Below are 18,045 nucleotides of genomic sequence, written 5' to 3'. Positions count from 1 at the left end.
TGAAAGGAGTGAGTTTATGCGGAAAATCAATAGAATCGAACCTTCCGCTCCGGTAATGCCTACAAGAAAAAAGGTTGCTGCTTATGCGAGGGTTTCCGAAGAAAAAGGCAGAACGTTACACTCTCTTTCAGCGCAAGTCAGCTTTTATAGCAAATACATCCAGACCCATCGTGAATGGGAATATGCAGGTGTATATGCAGACGAAGGGATTTCAGGCACGACTGAAAACCGGGATGAGTTCAAGAGACTGCTGGAAGATTGTGATGCAGGCAAGATCGATATTGTACTAACCAAGTCCATATCGCGATTTGCTAGAAATACGGTGGACCTACTGGAAACAGTACGCCACCTTCGAGACATCGGAGTTGAGGTAAGGTTCGAGAAAGAAAACATCAATTCAATGAGTGGTGACGGTGAACTAATGCTCTCCATCCTCGCTTCCTTTGCCCAGGAAGAAAGCCGCTCTACAAGTGAAAATGTAAAATGGGCCATTCGAAGGAATTTCCAGAAAGGAAAGCCTAATTCCTTTAATATTTATGGCTATCGCTGGAATGGAGAGCAGTTTGTTATTGAGCCCGAGGAAGCCAAGATTGTAAAGCTGATTTATGATAATTTCATCAAAGGAATGTCCGCCGAACAAACAGAGGTACAGCTTGAAGAAATGGGTGTCAAATCATATACCGGAGGACGCTTTTCAAACACCTCAATTCGGGCGATCCTTAAGAATGAAAAGTATACCGGTAACATGCTTTTACAAAAGGGTTTTATTGAGGACCATATCACACACAAGTTAAAGCCCAACAACGGCGAACTCCCACAGTACTGGGTAGAAGATTCTCATGAAGCCATCATTGACCTAGAAACTTATGAAAAGGTACAAGCTGAAATCGCAAGGCGCAGAAAGTTAGGCGTTTTCGCAAATCCATCAATCAACACCACCTGCTTTACAAGCAAGATAAAGTGTGGAAACTGCGGTGTCAGCTATAGGCGCAGCGGCAAAAGACAAAGCAAGCATTCAAGTGATGTTTATTACATTTGGACTTGCCAGACTAAAGACCGCAAAGGCGTGTCAGAGTGCAGCGCCAAAAACATCCCAGAGAAGATACTCCAAGGTGTCTGTGCCCAGGTACTCGACTTAGACGAATTTGATGAAGATGTCTTCCTGGATCAAGTTGAAAAAGTTGTGGTGAATGGAAAAGATGAACTCATCTTTCATTTTCAGAGTGGTAGCATTATTCATCAACATTGGAAATCCACGGCCAGGAAGGATTGGTGGACACCGGAAGCTCGCGCTGCAAAATCAGCCTACAGCAAGAAGAACCCAAGAAGCTCTGGAAACATCACTTGCTTCACCGGAAAAATCAACTGCAGTAAGTGCGGGCAAAACCTACGCAGAAACACAAGCCTCCGAGTAAGTGGTCAGAAAGCCCACCATTGGCGCTGTCCCCCTCACACAGATTGCGGCCACAGCGGATTGGAAGAGAATCTGCTAAAAACTATATCTAGCGATGTCCTTTCCATTAAAGAGTTTGATGAAGGTATCTTTAAAGAAAAAGTTGATAACATCACTGTTGTTTCCAACACAGAACTTCTCTTTCAGCTGAAGGATGGCAGTAAGATCACAAAACAATGGCAATTCAAACGCAGACAGCCAGCTTGGTCAGAGGAAAGAAAGAAAAGACAATCTGAGAAAATGAAAGAGGCATGGAGGAAAAAGCATGAGCAGAACAAAGACAGCTAAAAACGTTAAAACCATACCTGCTACTCTCAGGCAGTTTTCTTCCACGCCTATTAATGAGCAAAGAAAACGCCGCACAGCTGGCTACGCTCGCGTATCTACCGACAGCGAAGAACAGTTCACAAGCTATGAGGCGCAGGTCGATTATTACACCAATTTTATTAAGAGTCGAGACGATTGGGAGTTCGTGAAGGTTTATACCGACGAAGGGATATCCGGTACCAACACCAAAAAGCGTGAAGGCTTTAGGCGCATGATCCAGGACGCCTTAAGCGGCAAGATTGACCTCATCGTTACCAAGTCAGTCAGCCGATTTGCAAGGAACACAGTAGACAGCCTCACCACCGTTCGCCAATTGAAAGAAAAAGGAATCGAGATCTATTTTGAGAAGGAAAATATCTGGACCTTAGATTCTAAAGGTGAACTTCTAATCACCATCATGTCATCCCTTGCCCAGGAAGAAAGCCGTAGCATTTCAGAGAACGTCACATGGGGACAGCGCAAGCGATTTGCAGACGGGAAGGTTACAGTTCCCTTCGGGCACTTCCTCGGTTACGATCGGGGTGAAGATGGCAACCTTGTCTTGAACCCTAATGAAGCAGTCATAATCCAGAGGATCTTCAGCATGTTCCTACAGGGCATGACGCCATACGGTATTGCCAAGCAGCTTACAGCAGACGGCATTTTATCACCCGCCAAGAAAGATAAGTGGAACGCTGGCACCATCAAGCGCATCCTCACAAATGAAAAATATAAAGGCGATGCGCTTTTGCAGAAAAGCTACACCGTAGATTTTCTTACCAAAAAGAAGAAAGCCAACGAGGGAGAAATCCCTCAATACTATGTTGAAAATAACCATGAAGCGATTATCGAGCCAGCGGTCTTCGACCTGGTCCAGAATGAGTTAGAAAAGAGAAACCCTGCAAACAATCGTCACAGCGGTGTTCATATATTCTCTGGAAAGATAAAATGCGGATCATGTGGAAGCTGGTACGGTTCAAAGGTATGGCATTCAAACAGCAAATACCGACGTACAGTCTGGCAATGCAACCACAAGTTCAACGGACAGCAAAAATGCTCCACTCCCCACCTCGATGAAGATACTATAAAAGAACTCTTCGTGAAGGCTACTAATAAGCTCCTGGATGACAAGGATGAAATCATAGCAAACTTCGAATCCATGAAGGATGTTCTTTTTGACACTGGTCCCTTAGAAACCAAACAGGTCGAGCTTCAAAATGAAATGGAGATTGTCACTGAGCTGATACAGCAATGCATAAACGAAAATGCCAATGTTGCCTTAGACCAAGGAGAATACCAAAGAAGATACGATGGCTTGGTACAGAGGTTTGACACTACCAAAGAAGATTTAGAAAAAATATCCTGGCAGATTAAGGAAAAAGTGACCAGTCGCCAAACAATGGCTGCTTTCCTCGCTGAACTTAAGAATCAAAATGAATTACTCACAGATTTTGATCCACTCCTCTGGCACAGTTTAGTCGATTGTGTGACAGTCCTAGATAAAGAAAATGTTCAAATTACCTTTAAAAACGGAATCACTATTTAATATAATAAAACACCTTATAACTGGCAATTCAGTAGTAAGGTGTTCCTCTTTTTTTGCATTGCACTATGTCTTTTGTGAACCCATTATATTAATTATAATATAGGTTGTATAAATTGAATCAGTGTAGCTGTTGCAGCAGCAAATTCTACAGTGCCTTTTATAGTCTGAAGTCCTTTAATTGCTGTTTTGATAAAGCCCTTTCTTGGATTTGCTGACTTCGATTCTTCTTTAATTACTTCTAAACTACTAACGAGAGTTTCCTCATCTTCTATCGAAAGTCCTTTTGCATTTTCTTTAATATCTTCTATAAGCCCATTCAATTTTTCAACATCAATTGTATTGACAGTATTTGTTGCATTAATAGTAGAATTGTCGTTTGCTATATTAACCTGCCCATTTTCAATTGCTATAGAATATGTAACTTTTTCATCAATTCCCATCTCGATCCCTATTTTAGTTAAATATCTTTCTATATGGCGTATTAAGACCATTACCACCCGGTCATTAAAACCCTTGACTTTGTCTTGAAAACTTCTTGAAGATGAATATCCCATTGCCACTCCATTATGAATTTGGATATTATTGTCTACTATATAGCAAATAATGGAGAAAACATTTCGTACTTCTTCTTCATCAAGATGGCCTAAGGAGAAGATTGCTCTTCCATATGATCCTGCAACCTCCTTGACTTCATTTTCTAAATCTTGCTCACATTCACCACAGCTTTGTATGTAACTAAAAATCAAATCATTGCTTTTTATAAAAGCAGTAAATTTTGATAGAACTGCGTTATAATCTTCAAAATCTGCCTGTAATAATCGATTAGAAATGCTGTTAAAATCATATATAATTTTTCTTAATTCTGCTCTATTCAACTTCATAGTTTTTCACCCCGCAAAACGGACAATAACATCCGGTTATTCTCAATATTGGTTTGACTCTTGCTTTCCGATTACAGCAAGGAAATATTGTAGTTTCTAAAGCTTCAATTCCAGATCGAATTGGATTCTCATGCTCATGATTTGGTCGTTTACCAGCTTTGAATGTTACAGGTCCTTTTTTAAATTCTTTTTCCATCTTTTTAAATTCATCGTATATCAAATCCATTGTTTTATTTTGAGCCATTGCCATGGCTAATTCGACTACTTCTTCTGTTAAGTAGTTATCACTAATCAATCCACAACTTGGACAATATATTTCTAACACTCTATCGTCTTCAATATCGTCGGGAGTTGATTTAAAAAAAGTTCCGCAATGGGAACATTTCAAAAGAATGTATCCATAGTCATCAGTCGGTATTGAGATCTTTATAGTAAATTCATTATCCATATATTCCTCCCCCACCTTAACTAAACTACTGCGTACCCTTTTTGAGTTTGCATACCCCTATGCATAGCAACAATGAGGTTCATTAAATTGTATCAATCTCTGTATGATTCTCTCGATATATATGCATTTTACCTTATTTAAATAAGATTCTTGAAGCAGTTTTAGTACTTCTAGATTATCTCCTTCTATATATAAATTTTCTGTGTTTTCCCAGTCTACGCTTTCTTCCTTTGCTGGTCTAAGGGTTTTATTTATAGGTGTATTTCCTAGTAATATGGCTTCTTTTTTTCCAGGCCAAGTTAATTGATATCTTTCCTTATCCCCTTCTACTATTTCATCCATTAATTCTTGCTGTAATAGTTCAAAGTCTATTGCTTTTGTTATACTTCCACCATTTCCTTTGATTTCTGTAATTACATTTGGGAATAATTTTTCTATTTTCTCAATATTATCTTTGGTTATATCTTTTGATTTCATGTTTAATTTATCCATTTTATTCCTCCTGTTATCACTCTAATATATCAGTCAATCTATCGAAATCTGATTTAAATAGTTTGTCTTGCTCAATCCTATATTTTTCAAATTCAGACTCTGCAAATTCTTTTGCTATGGCAGCTGTTACTTTTCCTGAGTTTTCAAGTATATCTCTTTCATTAAACTGTAAAAATGCATTTAATTTTTTTGCCCAGTCTTCCATAGTCATTGGTATTTTTCTTTCGGCTTGAGTTTCTGCATAGTCAAGGTACATTGTAACGAATCTATCTAATTCTTTTAATTCTTTCTCACTTAGATAATTTTTAGCTATAGAGACGTCTGTTTTTACAATTTTACCATTCGGTGCATTCTTCCAGGTAGTTAGTCCCATATGTTTCTTCGTACTATCTGCTCTTTTATAAATTACTTCAGCTGCAGTATTACCATGGATAGCAAAATGTAGTTTATTTTGAACTGTTTTAAAAAAGTCTTTAGTTGCCTTTGCATTAGGATCATAGTCTAATGCTGTCGCATAGATATCTGTTATTTTCTGATAGAATCTTCTTTCAGATGCCCTAATCTCTCTGATTTCTGCAAGTAGATGTTCAAAATAATCTTCGTTTAAAAATGTTCCGTTTTTTAATCTTTCTTTATCAAGTACATATCCACGAATAGCAAAATCTCTAAGTACAGCTGTTGCCCATTGTCTAAATTGAGTTGCTTTTATTGAATTTACTCTATATCCTACGGATATTATGGCATCAAGATTATAGAACTTTGTAGTGTATTCTTTGCCATCAGTACCAGTATGTCGGAATTCCCGACATACTGAATTTTCATCTAGTTCTCCTTCCCTAAAGATATTTTGCAAATGCTCAGTTATTGTGCTTCTTGATTTTTCAAACAATTCCGCTATCATTTTTTGCGTAAGCCACACAGTCTCATTTTCAACTCTAACTTCTATAGTGTTTTCATTTGCTTGAGAAGTAAATATTAAGAATTCAGCAGTGCTATTTCGTATTTGCAAGTTCCTATTTGAATTCATGGTCATCCTCCTATCTATCAAGTAAGCCATCTAATTCTTTTATTTTCTTTCTTACTTTTCTATTTATCTCCACTTTTTTGTTGAATTGTTTTTCTCTATTGATTTTCTTTTCTAATATCTCTATTTCTCTTTTTAACTTTTCTATTTTCTCGTTTAATTCAATTACATCTTCAATATCTTCTTCTATACTACTTTGTATAGGTATCAGCTGCCTAAGTATATTATCATAAACATCTTTTAGTGTTAAACCTGAAATTATATTAAAATCTAATTCGTATTCTTTCATCCATTTAGTTTCATAATAAGATTTAATAACCATTTTATTTTCATCTGTTTTGTTTCTTTCTTTATAAGCCATTGAAAGTTTAACTTTATCTCTATACCTCAATATATATAATATTGGGTAAGGTATGACTCTATCTATATTTTCTAGTACTTCCCTTGATAGTTCCCCAGTCTTTAAAAACACCTCAAAGACTTGAATCTCTTGTACTTCTTCTGTTGAATCTAAGTTTGTAGTTTCTTCTGACAGCTTGTGCTTCCAAATTATATAATCTACTTCTTCTCTAAACATAGATTCTAACTTGCTATCTGCATTTATTTTATTATAGAATTTATTTTTAGGTATTCTTTTTTTATATAGTGATCTCTCAGGAAGATTTAGCATATTCACACCTACCTTATGACTACAAAGGCTATAAGTTCAAAATCATCTAAGCCATTAATATTTTCTAATAAGGCTGTTGTACCACCAGCACTAAATAGGCTATCTATATCACTATCTTCGTTGACATCTACTATAGTTTTTATAGTTTCTTCTAGTAAAGTTGAATACTTGTCCATTTTCTTGCCATCTTTTGTTTCTTTATTGAATTCTAAATACTCTTCTTTTATAGGCTCATCTTTACCTTTACATCCAGTTCTCAGAACGTCTAATATTTTTTTTACTTTTAAATGGTCTAAATAAACTTCTCCATCGTATTTCATATATACTAAATAAAAAGGATAAATCATATTTTGTTTATTTTTATCTATTTCATCATTTATATTTTTTAGTACAAATATTACTCCTGGCACTATACCTTTTTCTTTATCCGCCATAATCACTGTATGCAAACCATTAGGAACCTTGTCTAATTCTCCATTATCCTTTTCGTAGCTAACTAAATCCATTCTAAAATCATTAAGTCCTAAATCTGTTATAGATACTCCTGTATTAATATCTTCTAAATCTAATACTTCTTCTTGTAATTTCTTTAACTGCTCTTTTCTATATTCTAAGTCTGTGGATTTATTAGTTAGATAATTATCATCCCCTGTAGCTGTTACATCAGAAATTATCATCCTGTTTTCTACACGTTCTTTAAGCTTTATATATTCATCAAGAGTCATATCAGGCCAGAAATTAACCAGTTGAATAGTATCATTTTTTGAACCTATACGATCTATTCGTCCAAATCTTTGAGTTATCCTTACTGGATTCCAATGTATATCATAATTAATTAAATAATCGCAATCTTGAAGATTTTGTCCTTCAGAAATACAGTCAGTGGCTATTAATATATCTATTTCTCCTTGAATATGAGGCATGGTTAAATGTTTTTCCTTGGATATAGGTGAAAAACATGTAAGGATTGTATGTAAATCATTTTTTATCTTTAGTGTAGTTTTATTTGCATCAGAGCCTACTACTTTTGCTGTGTCTAAATTATAATTTTCTTTTACATATTTTGAAATATGTTCATATAAATAGTCAGCAGTATCTGCAAAGGCGGTAAATATTATTACTTTCTTATTTCCCGGATTCATTTGTCTATATATTTTTTCGCTTATTATCTTTTCTAGTATTCTAAGCTTTGTATCATGTTCTGGTGTTATTTTTGCCATTTCTTCTAATAGAGAAACTATAACATCTCTATCATTAGCTAAATCTTCTTTCCATGAAATTCTATCTATATCTGCTAGATTTATTTTCACGGTGCTGCCTATGCTATAATCTTCATCTAGCCAATCATCTTCATCTAAGTTAATACTATTTATTTCATTTTGATTTACAAATACATTTGAAACAAGTCTATCAAAATTATCTATATCCTCTAAGATATTTTCAATATTAGTTAACAATTTAGATAAGGTTAATCTAAAGGCATCTACTGAGCTTTCTAGCCTTTTCAATAGGTTTATTCTCATTAATGTCTGTAAGCTTCTTTCCCTGTCTGCTTGTCTTAGGCTACTAAGTCCTCCTTTTACAACAGTGTCATATATGTTGCTATAAAAATTAAGTCTGCTAGGAAGGATATAGTTAAATGGTGCATATAAGCTTAAGTTCAATTTAGTAAGTTCATTAAATATTTCGTTATAGTTAATTACATCTTCTCTATCAGTAAGTTCACAAAAATGAGATATAGGCTTTAGTCTTGATGGAAACTTTCCTATTTCCTCTACATTATAATATCTCTGAATATGCTTTCTTGAGCGTGCAATAGTAAGACTATCTAGTAATTCAAAGAAATCAAAGTCTAGCATTTGAAGTAATGCTTCTGTAGTCCTTTCATGATTTGGAAGCCTGGACCATTTATTGAAATTAAGCTGAGTTCTTCTAAAGATATCTTCAATTCCTCTTTCTGTGTTTAGCTTTGCATTTATACTTGAAGGATTACCTTCATATGCTAAGGCTAGTTGGTTTCTTAAATCAGTAAATTTGTTGTTTACTGGTGTTGCAGAAAGCATAAGTACACTTGTCTTTACTCCTTTTTTTATGACATCATTCATTAGTCTTTGGTATCTAGTTTGTTTGTTTTTATAAGGATCGTTATTTCTAAAGTTGTGTGATTCATCTATTATTAACAAATCATAGTTTGACCAATTTAATCTACCTAAATTGATTCCATTACTATAACCACCATCTCTAGATAAATCTGTATGATATAATACATCATAGTTAAATCTATCCTTGGCTAGTATATTGTTTGTATAATTTTCTCTATAGGTATTCCAGTTTTCTGATAATTTTTTTGGACAGAGAACTAATACTGATTTGTTTCTGAGTTCATAGTACTTGATTACCCCTAATGCGGTAAAAGTCTTACCTAGCCCTACACTATCTGCAAGAATACAACCATTATATTTTTCAAGTTTGTTTATTATACCGATAACTGCATCCTTTTGAAAGTTATATAGTCTTTTCCATATTTCTGTTTCCTTAAATCCTGTGGCTTCATTAGGTAATATGTTTTCTGTAATATCTTCAAGAAACTCATTGAAAATATTGTATAGTATGACGAAGTAAATAAACTCTGGTGAATTTTCATTATAAACTGTGGAAATGTATTCTACTACTTCATTTGTTATATCTTCTAGCTTTTCACTATCATTCCATATTTGGTCGAATAAAGTAAAATATGTTTTTGTATGTGAGTAATCTGCTAGTTTTATAACTATATTAGATAAATTATTTCCCTTTTCATAGCCTAAGTCTACTGTAGTAAATCCATTGGTTTGAGTGTACGTGTTTTTTGGGACATCTTGTTCTATATTTACAAAGCCTTGTAATCCTGCATTGGTTTTGTTTGATTTAAAGGTTACTTTTCTTTTTATCCAATCACTACATTCTTTTGCTATGGCTTTTTGTGTCAGTTCATTTTTTAACTTTATCTCAAATTCTGTTCCATAAAGGCTTCGTTCTCTATTTAGCTTTGGTATGTAAAATTCTCTTTTTTCTTTATCAATTTTATCCTTTATAAATGTTGGTGAATTGAAAATAAATCGTAGCTCATCTATGGATTCAAGTTCTTTTTTTAAAGATTCGTATGCATATATAGAAAAGCAAGAAGCTACTATAGATAATTTATCTCCTTTTTTTATTGTTTTTTTAAGGTCGTCACCTAACAAACTATGAATATTATCTATAATCTCCATGCATGCTCATCCTTCCTATAATTTTTGCTTAATATCTATTATTTCTTCATTAAAAGCCTTTTTCCTTTATTTTTTGATATTTTTGGGAAGCTCGTAGGTAATAAAGAGTTCATTTCATAGAAGTAAAATAATTATTAAAGAAGTTATAAAATTATAAAAGCCTGACCCCAAATCCACAAATCCCATATGAAAAATGCACCTCAAAATGTTACATGTGTCTAACATTTAAGGTGCACTTCATTTCCTGCTCTTTTTTTAGCTTCTTAATGTTGCGTTTAACTTTTCTTTTAATTTTTCTACAATTTTATCATGAACTTTTGATACATCTTCGTCTGTTAGTGTTTTATCATGGGATCTATATACTATTGAGTATGCAACACTCTTCTTTCCATTTTCTATCTGTCCACCCTTGTAAACATCAAAAAGCTTAATAGCCTCAACAAGTTTCTTACTATTCTCCATAATTACCTTTTCTATATCTTTTACCATAACTTCTTCATCCACAATTAATGCAATATCTCTAGTAACTGAAGGATATTTTGGAAGTGGTGTATATTTTCTTCCTAGATTAGATGCTAATACTAATAGCTCAAAATTCAATTCTGCTACATAAACTCTTTCTTTCATTCCAAAGTTCTCTAATACATCAGGGTGGATTTCTCCTACTGTTCCTAATACATGATCTCCTAGTATTATACTAGCAGTTCTTCCAGGATGAAATGTTGGGTCATTTTTTTCTCTAACATATTCATGCCCTTTAATTCCTAATTTATCTAATAGCGTTTCTATTACGCCTTTAAGAGTAAAGAAATCGCTATTACCATACATTCCTATGGAAAGAGTCCTGTTTTCATATGGTAGTTCAGTAATAGGAAGCTGCCTTGGTGTAAATGTATTTCCTATCTCATATCCCCAAGCCTTTTCTACTCCGTATTTATAATTTCTTGTCATCACCTCAAGAATATTCCCTATAAGAGTAGTCCTCATTACACTAAAGTCTTCACCTAAAGGATTTCTTATTTCAACATATTTTCTCTTCATACTATTTTCAGAAATATTTAATTTATCGTATTGTCTAGGACTTATAAATGAATAAGTTGTAATTTCATTTAATCCAATACCTGTTAGTATGCTTTTTGCTCTATCTTCAATTTGTCTAATAGGAGCTTTCTCTGCCTTTGTTAATGTACCAACTAAAGGTTGAGGTGTAATCCTATCAAGTCCATATATTCTACCTACTTCTTCAATTAAGTCAGCCTCAATTCCTAAGTCTCTTCTAAAAGAGGGTACAGATACTTTTATCTTTTCACCTTCAATTCCAGCATTTAATTCTAGTGAATTTAGCATTTTAACCATTTCATTAGCTTCAATATCAGTTCCTAGTAATCTATTAGCTCTTTCTGGTGATAGTTCCATTATTCTTTCTTCTGCTTTGCCATCATATATGTCAATATGCCCTGATACTACAGTACCTGCATTTATTTCTTCTATAAGCTGACAAACACGATTGCATGCAATATCCGACAAATTCGGATCTAAGTCCTTTTCATATTTTGCAGATGCTTCAGTTCTTAAGCTTACCTTTCTAGAGGTTAACCTTACACTTCTTCCATTGAAGTTAGCCGATTCTATAAGTATATTTTTAGTATTTTTTGTAACCTCGCTGTCTTCTCCTCCCATGACCCCTGCAATAGCCATAGGCCTACTATCATCTGCGATTACTAGCATTGAAGAATCTAAGCTTCTCTCTACACCATCAAGAGTTTTAATCTTTTCGCCTTCCTGTGCTCTTCTTACAATAATCTTTTTACCAGATAATTTATCAAGATCAAAAGCATGTATTGGTTGCCCTATTTCTAGCATAACATAGTTTGTAATATCTACTATATTGTTTATAGGTCTTACTCCAGCTTCCATAAGCCTTCTCTGCATCCACATTGGAGATTGACCTATTTTAATGTCTTTTACTACTTTTGCATAATACCTATTACATAAGTCTTTAGCTTGTACTGTAATATCATTTAGGTGTTCCTTAATGTCGCCTACCTGATTTTTTATTTCTATTTTAGGGTATTTTACTCTTTTTTCAAAGGTTGCTGCTGTTTCCCTTGCCATTCCAATAATACTTAAACAGTCTGGGCGATTTGGAGTTATTTCAAAGTCAATAATTTCTCCATATAATCCAATAGCTTCTTTTATATCCTGACCTAAGGTGTACTCCTTATCTAGTATAAAAATACCGTCCTTATTTTCCTTTGGTACTACATTATCACTTATGCCTAGTTCACTAGCTGAGCAAAGCATTCCATTAGATTCAATACCTCTTAATTTTCCTTTTTTAATCTTAACTCCTCCTGGAAGTTTTGCACCTATAAGAGCTACTGGAATATAGTCTCCTACTTTAATATTATTAGCACCAGTCACTATCTGGACCTTTTCATTTCCTACATCTATAATTGTAACTACCAGCTTATCTGCATCTGGATGCTTGCTTATTTCTAATATATTTCCTACTACAACATTTTCTATTCCTTTATCAATATTTTCTATTGAATCTACATTCGAGCCAGACATAGCAAGTCTATCAGCCAACTCTTTTGAATCTATATCTATATCAACATATTCTTTAAGCCATTTAACAGGTACTAGCATGTTTCCTTCCTCCTTCTTTCTTTAAAACTGATTTAAAAATCTCATATCATTTTCAAATAAAAGTCTTATGTTATTTATTCCGTACTTAACCATGGCAATTCTATCTACTCCTAGTCCAAATGCAAATCCACTATATACTTCAGGATCTATACCACAGTTTCTAAGTACATTCGGATGCACCATTCCACATCCTAGAAGCTCCATACTCCATCCAGTTCCATTACATGCTTCACAGCCTTTTCCCATACATTTTAAACAAGAAACATCAACCTCAGCACTTGGCTCTGTAAACGGAAAGTAATGAGGTCTATATCTAGTTTTCATATCGCTACCAAAAAGCTCTTTGATAAACATGTCTATTGTATGTTTAAGATTTGCCATAGTAATATTTTTATCTACTACTAACCCTTCTAGTTGATGGAACATAGGAGAGTGAGTATCATCTACATCATCAAATCTAAATGTCCTTCCAGCAGATACAATCCTCAAAGGTGGCTTGCTTTGCTTCATAGTTCTAATCTGTACAGGAGATGTATGGGTCCTTAAAAGAATATCATCAGTTATATAAAAAGTATCTGATGGATCCCTTGAAGGATGATTTTCCGGTGAATTTAATGCATCAAAGTTATTATATACAGTCTCTACCTCTGGTCCTTGAACTATACTAAATCCCATGCTCATAAAGATGTTTTCTAGTTCCTCCATCACTCCAATAAGAGGATGTCTATGTCCTTTCTCTATGCTCATTCCTGGCATTGATATATCTATTATCTCCGACTGTAGCTTTTCATTCTTTGCTTCTTCCTTAAGTCTTTCTTTGACCTTTTCAATCTCACCCTCAATTAGTTCCCTTACTTCATTAGCTAATTGGCCTATAATTGGTCTTTCCTCTGGTGACAATCCTCCCATACCTCTTAATACTTGTGTTAATTCTCCTTTTTTCCCTTGATATTTGACTCTTATTTGCTCTAATTCTTCTAGCTTATTAGTTTTTTCAAGTTCAGTTAGAGCTTTTTCTTTTATCTTATTTAATAATTCTTTCATTTCTTTGCACTCCTTTCATGCTAAATAATCATTTTGTAAATAATTATTCCAATTATAAAAATAAAACTTACTATTAAAGAGTTCTTAAAAATACTATAAAGGTAATTGGTATCTTTCGATTTTGTAGCCTTTGCTTTGCTTTTCTTTACAGTTTTCTGTTCTTCTTTCTTCGACTTACCTATTGATATTTTCCCTGTAACAATATTAAAAACAAGGGTTAGTCCGAAATATGCAATGAAAAAAGCTAAAAAACTGACTATATACTGAGCTAAATATGCCATAAAACCACCCCCATAATATTTAAAATAAAAAAAACCTCCGTCATAAAGGGACGAAGGCTTTCCGTGGTACCACCCTAATAATTTGACTGTTAATCAAATCACTCATTATGTTAACGGAAAAAAACCGGCATAAGTCTACTACTATTTCAACCTAGCAGTTCAAGAGTGAACCTCTGTATTTTTAACTTAGAAGTGCTTTCAGCCTATGACACTTCCTCTCTTAAAGTATTTAAATACATACTTTCTCTATCATCACTTTTAGATATTAACTTTTTAGTTCATTATAAGCGCTTTGTACATTAGATAGGCGTTAATAGAGCCAGTGAGCTCAAACATTTTCCAGAAAAAATCTGCATTAAACATTGTATAAAACACCTCTCTATGCTATTTACTAAGATTATAGCATGAGGTGTAGAAAAAAACAAGGAATATGTAAACTAAATTTTTTGATTATTTCAATTTTAATCTCTGTCTCAAAACCTCGTACATTATAACAGAAGAAGCAATTGCAGCATTTAATGATTCTGCATCACCTGGCATAGGTATTTTAATAAGTAAGTCGGATTCAGCCATAACTTCACTCGATACTCCAGAAGCTTCATTGCCAATAACCAAAGCAAAGTTTGTTCTAAAATCTACATCAAAACAGTAATCCTTTGCATCTAGTGATGTTGTGATAACCTTAATACTACTATTCTTTAAATCCCTTATAGCTTCATTAGCGCTCCTATAATACAAAAGAGGAATGTGAAATATTGAACCCATAGTTGAACGGACAGTTTTTGGATTAAATATATCAACACAGCCTTCTGTTACAATAACTCCATTTGAGCCAAAAGCATCTGCAGTTCTTATAATAGTTCCCATGTTTCCTGGATCCTGTACTCTATCTAGAAGAATAATAAAATTTTCTTTTTCTTTTAGAACATCATCAATTCTCTTTATGTCATAATTTACTACTGCTAATATTCCTTGTGGCTTTTCTGTGTCTGACACTTCTTTAAAAAGCTTATCTGATATATAATATAGCTTGTAATTTTCTAAACATATTGTGTCATATAGCTCTTTGCCACCTTTAATCTCAAATAGCATATCTGAATAGACTAAATACTCTACGTTTGCACTTGATTTAATGCAATCATCAATTGCTCTAATACCCTCAACAAAAAAGCTTCTTTTCATCCATCTATCTTTTTTTCTGTGCAGTGATTTTATTTCCTTTATTATTGAGTTTGATGAACTTGTTATCATTTTATTCATACTTATTTTCCTCAGTCTACTTTTTTCTCAAGCTCACTTAAATCCTTGTTGTTTCCTAGTACTATTAGTATATCACCAGCTTTTATAACATCGTCAGCTTTAGGAGTAACATTCATGCTATCAATTTGTTTTATGGCCATTACATTTACACCATATTTTGTTGGTAACTTAAGTTCCTTTAGGGATTTGTTTTCCCATTCAGCTATAGCAGCAATCTCCACAATGCTATAGTCTGGAGATAACTCTATATAATCAAGTATGTTCGGAGAAACTAAATTATGCGCAACTCTCACTCCCATATCTCTTTCAGGAAATACTACCTTATCTGCTCCAATTTTATATAAAACCTTTGCATGAACATCATTTTGAGCCTTAGCAATTACAGTCTTTACTCCCATCTCTTTGACTATAAGTGTTGCCATAATAGATGCTTGAATATTAGAGCCTATACTTATAACTGCAACATCAAAATTCCTAATACCCAAAGATTTTAATGAATTCTCATCTTGAACATCTGCTTGTGCTGCATAAGTAACTGAATCAGATATTTCTTGTACTATTTCTTCGTTACCATCGATGGCAAGTACGTCATGACCTTGATTATACAACGTTTTTGCAACACTTGTTCCAAATCTTCCGCAACCAATAACTACAAATTGCTTCATTATATCACCTTCCTATCCGATCATAATCTTTCCTTCTGGATATCTAAAGTTACCCTTATCTTTGTCTTGTCTTTTAGCCAACGCAAAGCCTAAAGTTAAAGGTCCTAACCTTCCAGTAAACATAGTAAATATTAGTATCAATCTTCCTATGCTTGATAAATCAGAAGTTACTCCTCTTGTTAATCCTACTGTAGCAAAAGCAGACGTGGTCTCAAAGAGTAAATCTAAAAAAGAATTCTCAGATTCTGTTAAGGTCAATATCATTGTTACAAATACTACTAAGAAAAGACTTATACCCAATACTGCTAAAGCTCTAAAAATTAATTCGTATGGGATTCTCTTTCTAAATACATCTACATCTGATTTACCTTTAAGAATTGAATATATAGTCAAAATAATTACACCAAATGTTGTTGTTTTTATACCTCCTGCAGTTGAGCCTGGGGAGCCTCCTATAAACATAAGTATAATCATAAGAAAAGAAGTTGCTTTAGTTAATCCTCCTATATCTATGCTATTAAATCCCGCCGTTCTTGGGACAACTGCCTGAAACATAGACGCTGTTATCTTGTCAATAAAAGGTAAATTCCCAAGTGTTTTTGGGTTATTATATTCAATAATTAAAATGAAAACAAAACCAGTTATTAGCAATATAGCAGTAGATAATAATACAAACTTTGTATGGAGTGTATTGCTTTTAAATTCTTTATTCCTTGTTAGATCAATATAAACAGTATATCCAAGTCCACCTATAATAATAAGCAAAGCTAAAGTGATGTTAACTACGGCGTCACCTACAAAAGGCACTATGCTATTTCCTGTTATATCAAAGCCAGCATTGCAAAAAGCAGAAATTGAGTGAAATATAGAATGCCAAATTCCGCTTTTTATTCCATATATAGGTACAAACCTTGTTGAAAGAATAATTGCTCCAATTGCTTCAATAATTAATGTTGACATAATAACGTATTTTGTAAGCTTAACAACACCCTCTAATGAAAACTGATTTAGTCCTTCCTGTATTACAAGTCTTTGTCTTAAAGTAATCCTTTTACCAATAAGTAAAGCTACTAAAGTAGCCATGGTCATAAATCCTAATCCACCCATTTGAATCAGCATCAATATCACAATCTTACCAAATAAAGTCCAATATGTAGCTGTGTTAACTACAACTAAACCAGTAACACATACAGCAGATGCAGCTGTAAAAAGTGAATCAATAAAGCCAATACTTTCTCCATCTACTGAAGCTATTGGTAGATTAAGAAGAATACCTCCTATTATAATTAATCCTGCAAATCCTAATACTAAAATTTGTGCTGGATTTAACTTTTTTTCTTTTAGTTTTCTCTTGTAATGCATAATTACCTTCACCCTAACCTATAGTCTCCTAGCGTTAATAATTATTATAACATTTTGACCTATATATTAAAAGTACCCTTATTATAATAGAAAAATAAAAAGCTCCGTAATCGGAACTTTTATTATCTATGCGTTCTTAGCAACTTCAACTAATTTCGCAAAGCCTTGAGCATCGTGGATTGCCATTTCTGAAAGCATTTTTCTGTTTACTTCAATATTAGCTTTCTTTAATCCATTTATAAAGGTACTATAAGACATACCATTTAATCTAGCTGCAGCATTTATTCTTGTTATCCAAAGCTTTCTAAAATCTCTCTTTCTCAATTTACGTCCTACATATGCATATTGAAGAGATTTCATTACAGCTTGATTAGCTGGTCTGTAAAGTTTGCTCTTTGCTCCGTAATAGCCTTTTGCAGATTTTAATATTTTTCTATGTTTTTTCTTTGCATTTACTGCTTTTTTTACTCTAGCCATCTATTCTCTCCTCCTCGTTCATCTAATTAGTATGGTAATAATGGTCTTATTCTTTTTTCATCTCCAGAACTTACTAATGTTGCTTTTCTTAAGTTTCTAACTCTCTTTGGAGATTTCTTGCCAGTTAAATGGCTCTTATATGCTTTGTTTCTCTTAAGTTTTCCTGATCCTGTTTTCTTAAATCTTTTTGCTGCTCCTCTATGTGTTTTCATTTTTGGCATAATGTTTCCTCC

Annotated in this window: 17 protein-coding genes and 1 other annotated feature; of the genes, 2 read left to right on the top strand and 15 right to left on the bottom strand. The window is 33.6% G+C overall.

What is annotated here, in order from left to right:
• The first annotated feature begins 16 nt into the window (after positions 1-16).
• Together ABV008_RS00925 and ABV008_RS00920 are read left to right on the top strand one after the other, a co-directional pair.
• On the top strand, positions 17-1,741 hold the full coding sequence (locus ABV008_RS00925; protein ID WP_352417940.1) for a recombinase family protein: 1,725 nt from the start codon (positions 17-19) through the stop codon (positions 1,739-1,741).
• Complete coding sequence (locus tag ABV008_RS00920) at positions 1,719-3,305, top strand: recombinase family protein (RefSeq protein WP_352417939.1); 1,587 nt, start codon at positions 1,719-1,721, stop codon at positions 3,303-3,305. Before ABV008_RS00925 ends, ABV008_RS00920 begins: the two co-directional genes overlap by 23 nt.
• A 92-nt stretch (positions 3,306-3,397) precedes the next feature.
• Here ABV008_RS00920 and ABV008_RS00915 read toward each other — a convergent pair whose 3' ends face one another.
• The 15 genes from ABV008_RS00915 to rpmI form a co-directional block, all read right to left on the bottom strand.
• On the bottom strand, positions 3,398-4,186 hold the full coding sequence (locus ABV008_RS00915; RefSeq protein ID WP_352417938.1) for a hypothetical protein: 789 nt from the start codon (positions 4,184-4,186) through the stop codon (positions 3,398-3,400).
• Complete coding sequence (locus tag ABV008_RS00910; protein ID WP_352417937.1) at positions 4,173-4,634, bottom strand: TFIIB-type zinc ribbon-containing protein; 462 nt, start codon at positions 4,632-4,634, stop codon at positions 4,173-4,175. Before ABV008_RS00910 ends, ABV008_RS00915 begins: the two co-directional genes overlap by 14 nt.
• Before the next feature lie 57 nt (positions 4,635-4,691).
• Positions 4,692-5,126 (bottom strand): hypothetical protein, encoded by a 435-nt coding sequence (locus tag ABV008_RS00905; protein ID WP_352417936.1) that lies wholly within the window; start codon positions 5,124-5,126, stop codon positions 4,692-4,694.
• 16 nt (positions 5,127-5,142) lie between these two features.
• Entirely contained in the window at positions 5,143-6,159 is a 1,017-nt protein-coding gene (locus ABV008_RS00900; protein ID WP_502929728.1) for a virulence RhuM family protein, read from the bottom strand.
• Positions 6,160-6,163: 4 nt separating this feature from the next.
• Positions 6,164-6,820 carry a DUF4391 domain-containing protein gene (locus tag ABV008_RS00895; protein WP_352417934.1) on the bottom strand — a complete coding sequence of 219 codons (657 nt, stop codon included), beginning with the start codon at positions 6,818-6,820 and terminating at the stop codon, positions 6,164-6,166.
• Between the two features lie 8 nt (positions 6,821-6,828).
• Positions 6,829-10,071, bottom strand: a complete 3,243-nt coding sequence (locus tag ABV008_RS00890) for a helicase-related protein (protein ID WP_352417933.1) — start codon at positions 10,069-10,071, stop codon at positions 6,829-6,831.
• Positions 10,072-10,326: 255 nt separating this feature from the next.
• The gene (gene pheT / locus ABV008_RS00885) at positions 10,327-12,723 is read right to left on the bottom strand and encodes a phenylalanine--tRNA ligase subunit beta (protein ID WP_352417932.1); all 2,397 of its coding nucleotides are present in this window, start codon (positions 12,721-12,723) and stop codon (positions 10,327-10,329) included.
• A gap of 21 nt (positions 12,724-12,744) precedes the next feature.
• Entirely contained in the window at positions 12,745-13,767 is a 1,023-nt protein-coding gene (pheS, locus tag ABV008_RS00880; protein ID WP_352417931.1) for a phenylalanine--tRNA ligase subunit alpha, read from the bottom strand.
• A 20-nt stretch (positions 13,768-13,787) separates the two neighbouring features.
• Positions 13,788-14,048: a hypothetical protein gene (locus tag ABV008_RS00875; protein WP_352417930.1), complete on the bottom strand. Its 261-nt coding sequence runs from the start codon at positions 14,046-14,048 to the stop codon at positions 13,788-13,790.
• Between the two features lie 43 nt (positions 14,049-14,091).
• Positions 14,092-14,310, bottom strand: a binding site (T-box leader).
• Between the two features lie 11 nt (positions 14,311-14,321).
• The gene (locus tag ABV008_RS00870) at positions 14,322-14,411 is read right to left on the bottom strand and encodes a YqzL family protein (protein WP_352417929.1); all 90 of its coding nucleotides are present in this window, start codon (positions 14,409-14,411) and stop codon (positions 14,322-14,324) included.
• A gap of 87 nt (positions 14,412-14,498) precedes the next feature.
• A complete protein-coding gene (locus ABV008_RS00865; protein WP_352417928.1) occupies positions 14,499-15,308 on the bottom strand; it encodes a TrmH family RNA methyltransferase in 810 nt (269 codons plus the stop codon).
• Positions 15,309-15,319: 11 nt separating this feature from the next.
• A complete protein-coding gene (locus ABV008_RS00860; protein WP_352417927.1) occupies positions 15,320-15,973 on the bottom strand; it encodes a potassium channel family protein in 654 nt (217 codons plus the stop codon).
• Between the two features lie 12 nt (positions 15,974-15,985).
• Positions 15,986-17,335 (bottom strand): TrkH family potassium uptake protein, encoded by a 1,350-nt coding sequence (locus ABV008_RS00855; protein WP_352417926.1) that lies wholly within the window; start codon positions 17,333-17,335, stop codon positions 15,986-15,988.
• 126 nt (positions 17,336-17,461) lie between these two features.
• A complete protein-coding gene (rplT, locus tag ABV008_RS00850; RefSeq protein ID WP_352417925.1) occupies positions 17,462-17,812 on the bottom strand; it encodes a 50S ribosomal protein L20 in 351 nt (116 codons plus the stop codon).
• Positions 17,813-17,838: 26 nt separating this feature from the next.
• On the bottom strand, positions 17,839-18,033 hold the full coding sequence (gene rpmI, locus ABV008_RS00845) for a 50S ribosomal protein L35 (protein ID WP_352417924.1): 195 nt from the start codon (positions 18,031-18,033) through the stop codon (positions 17,839-17,841).
• Between the last annotated feature and the right edge of the window lie 12 nt (positions 18,034-18,045).

Origin of the sequence: Proteiniborus sp., from assembly GCF_040308045.1 — a bacterium.
GTDB lineage: Bacteria > Bacillota > Clostridia > Tissierellales > Proteiniboraceae > Proteiniborus.
Note: the sequence above shows the minus strand (reverse complement) of the source record. Positions and strands in the feature narration are given on the sequence as shown.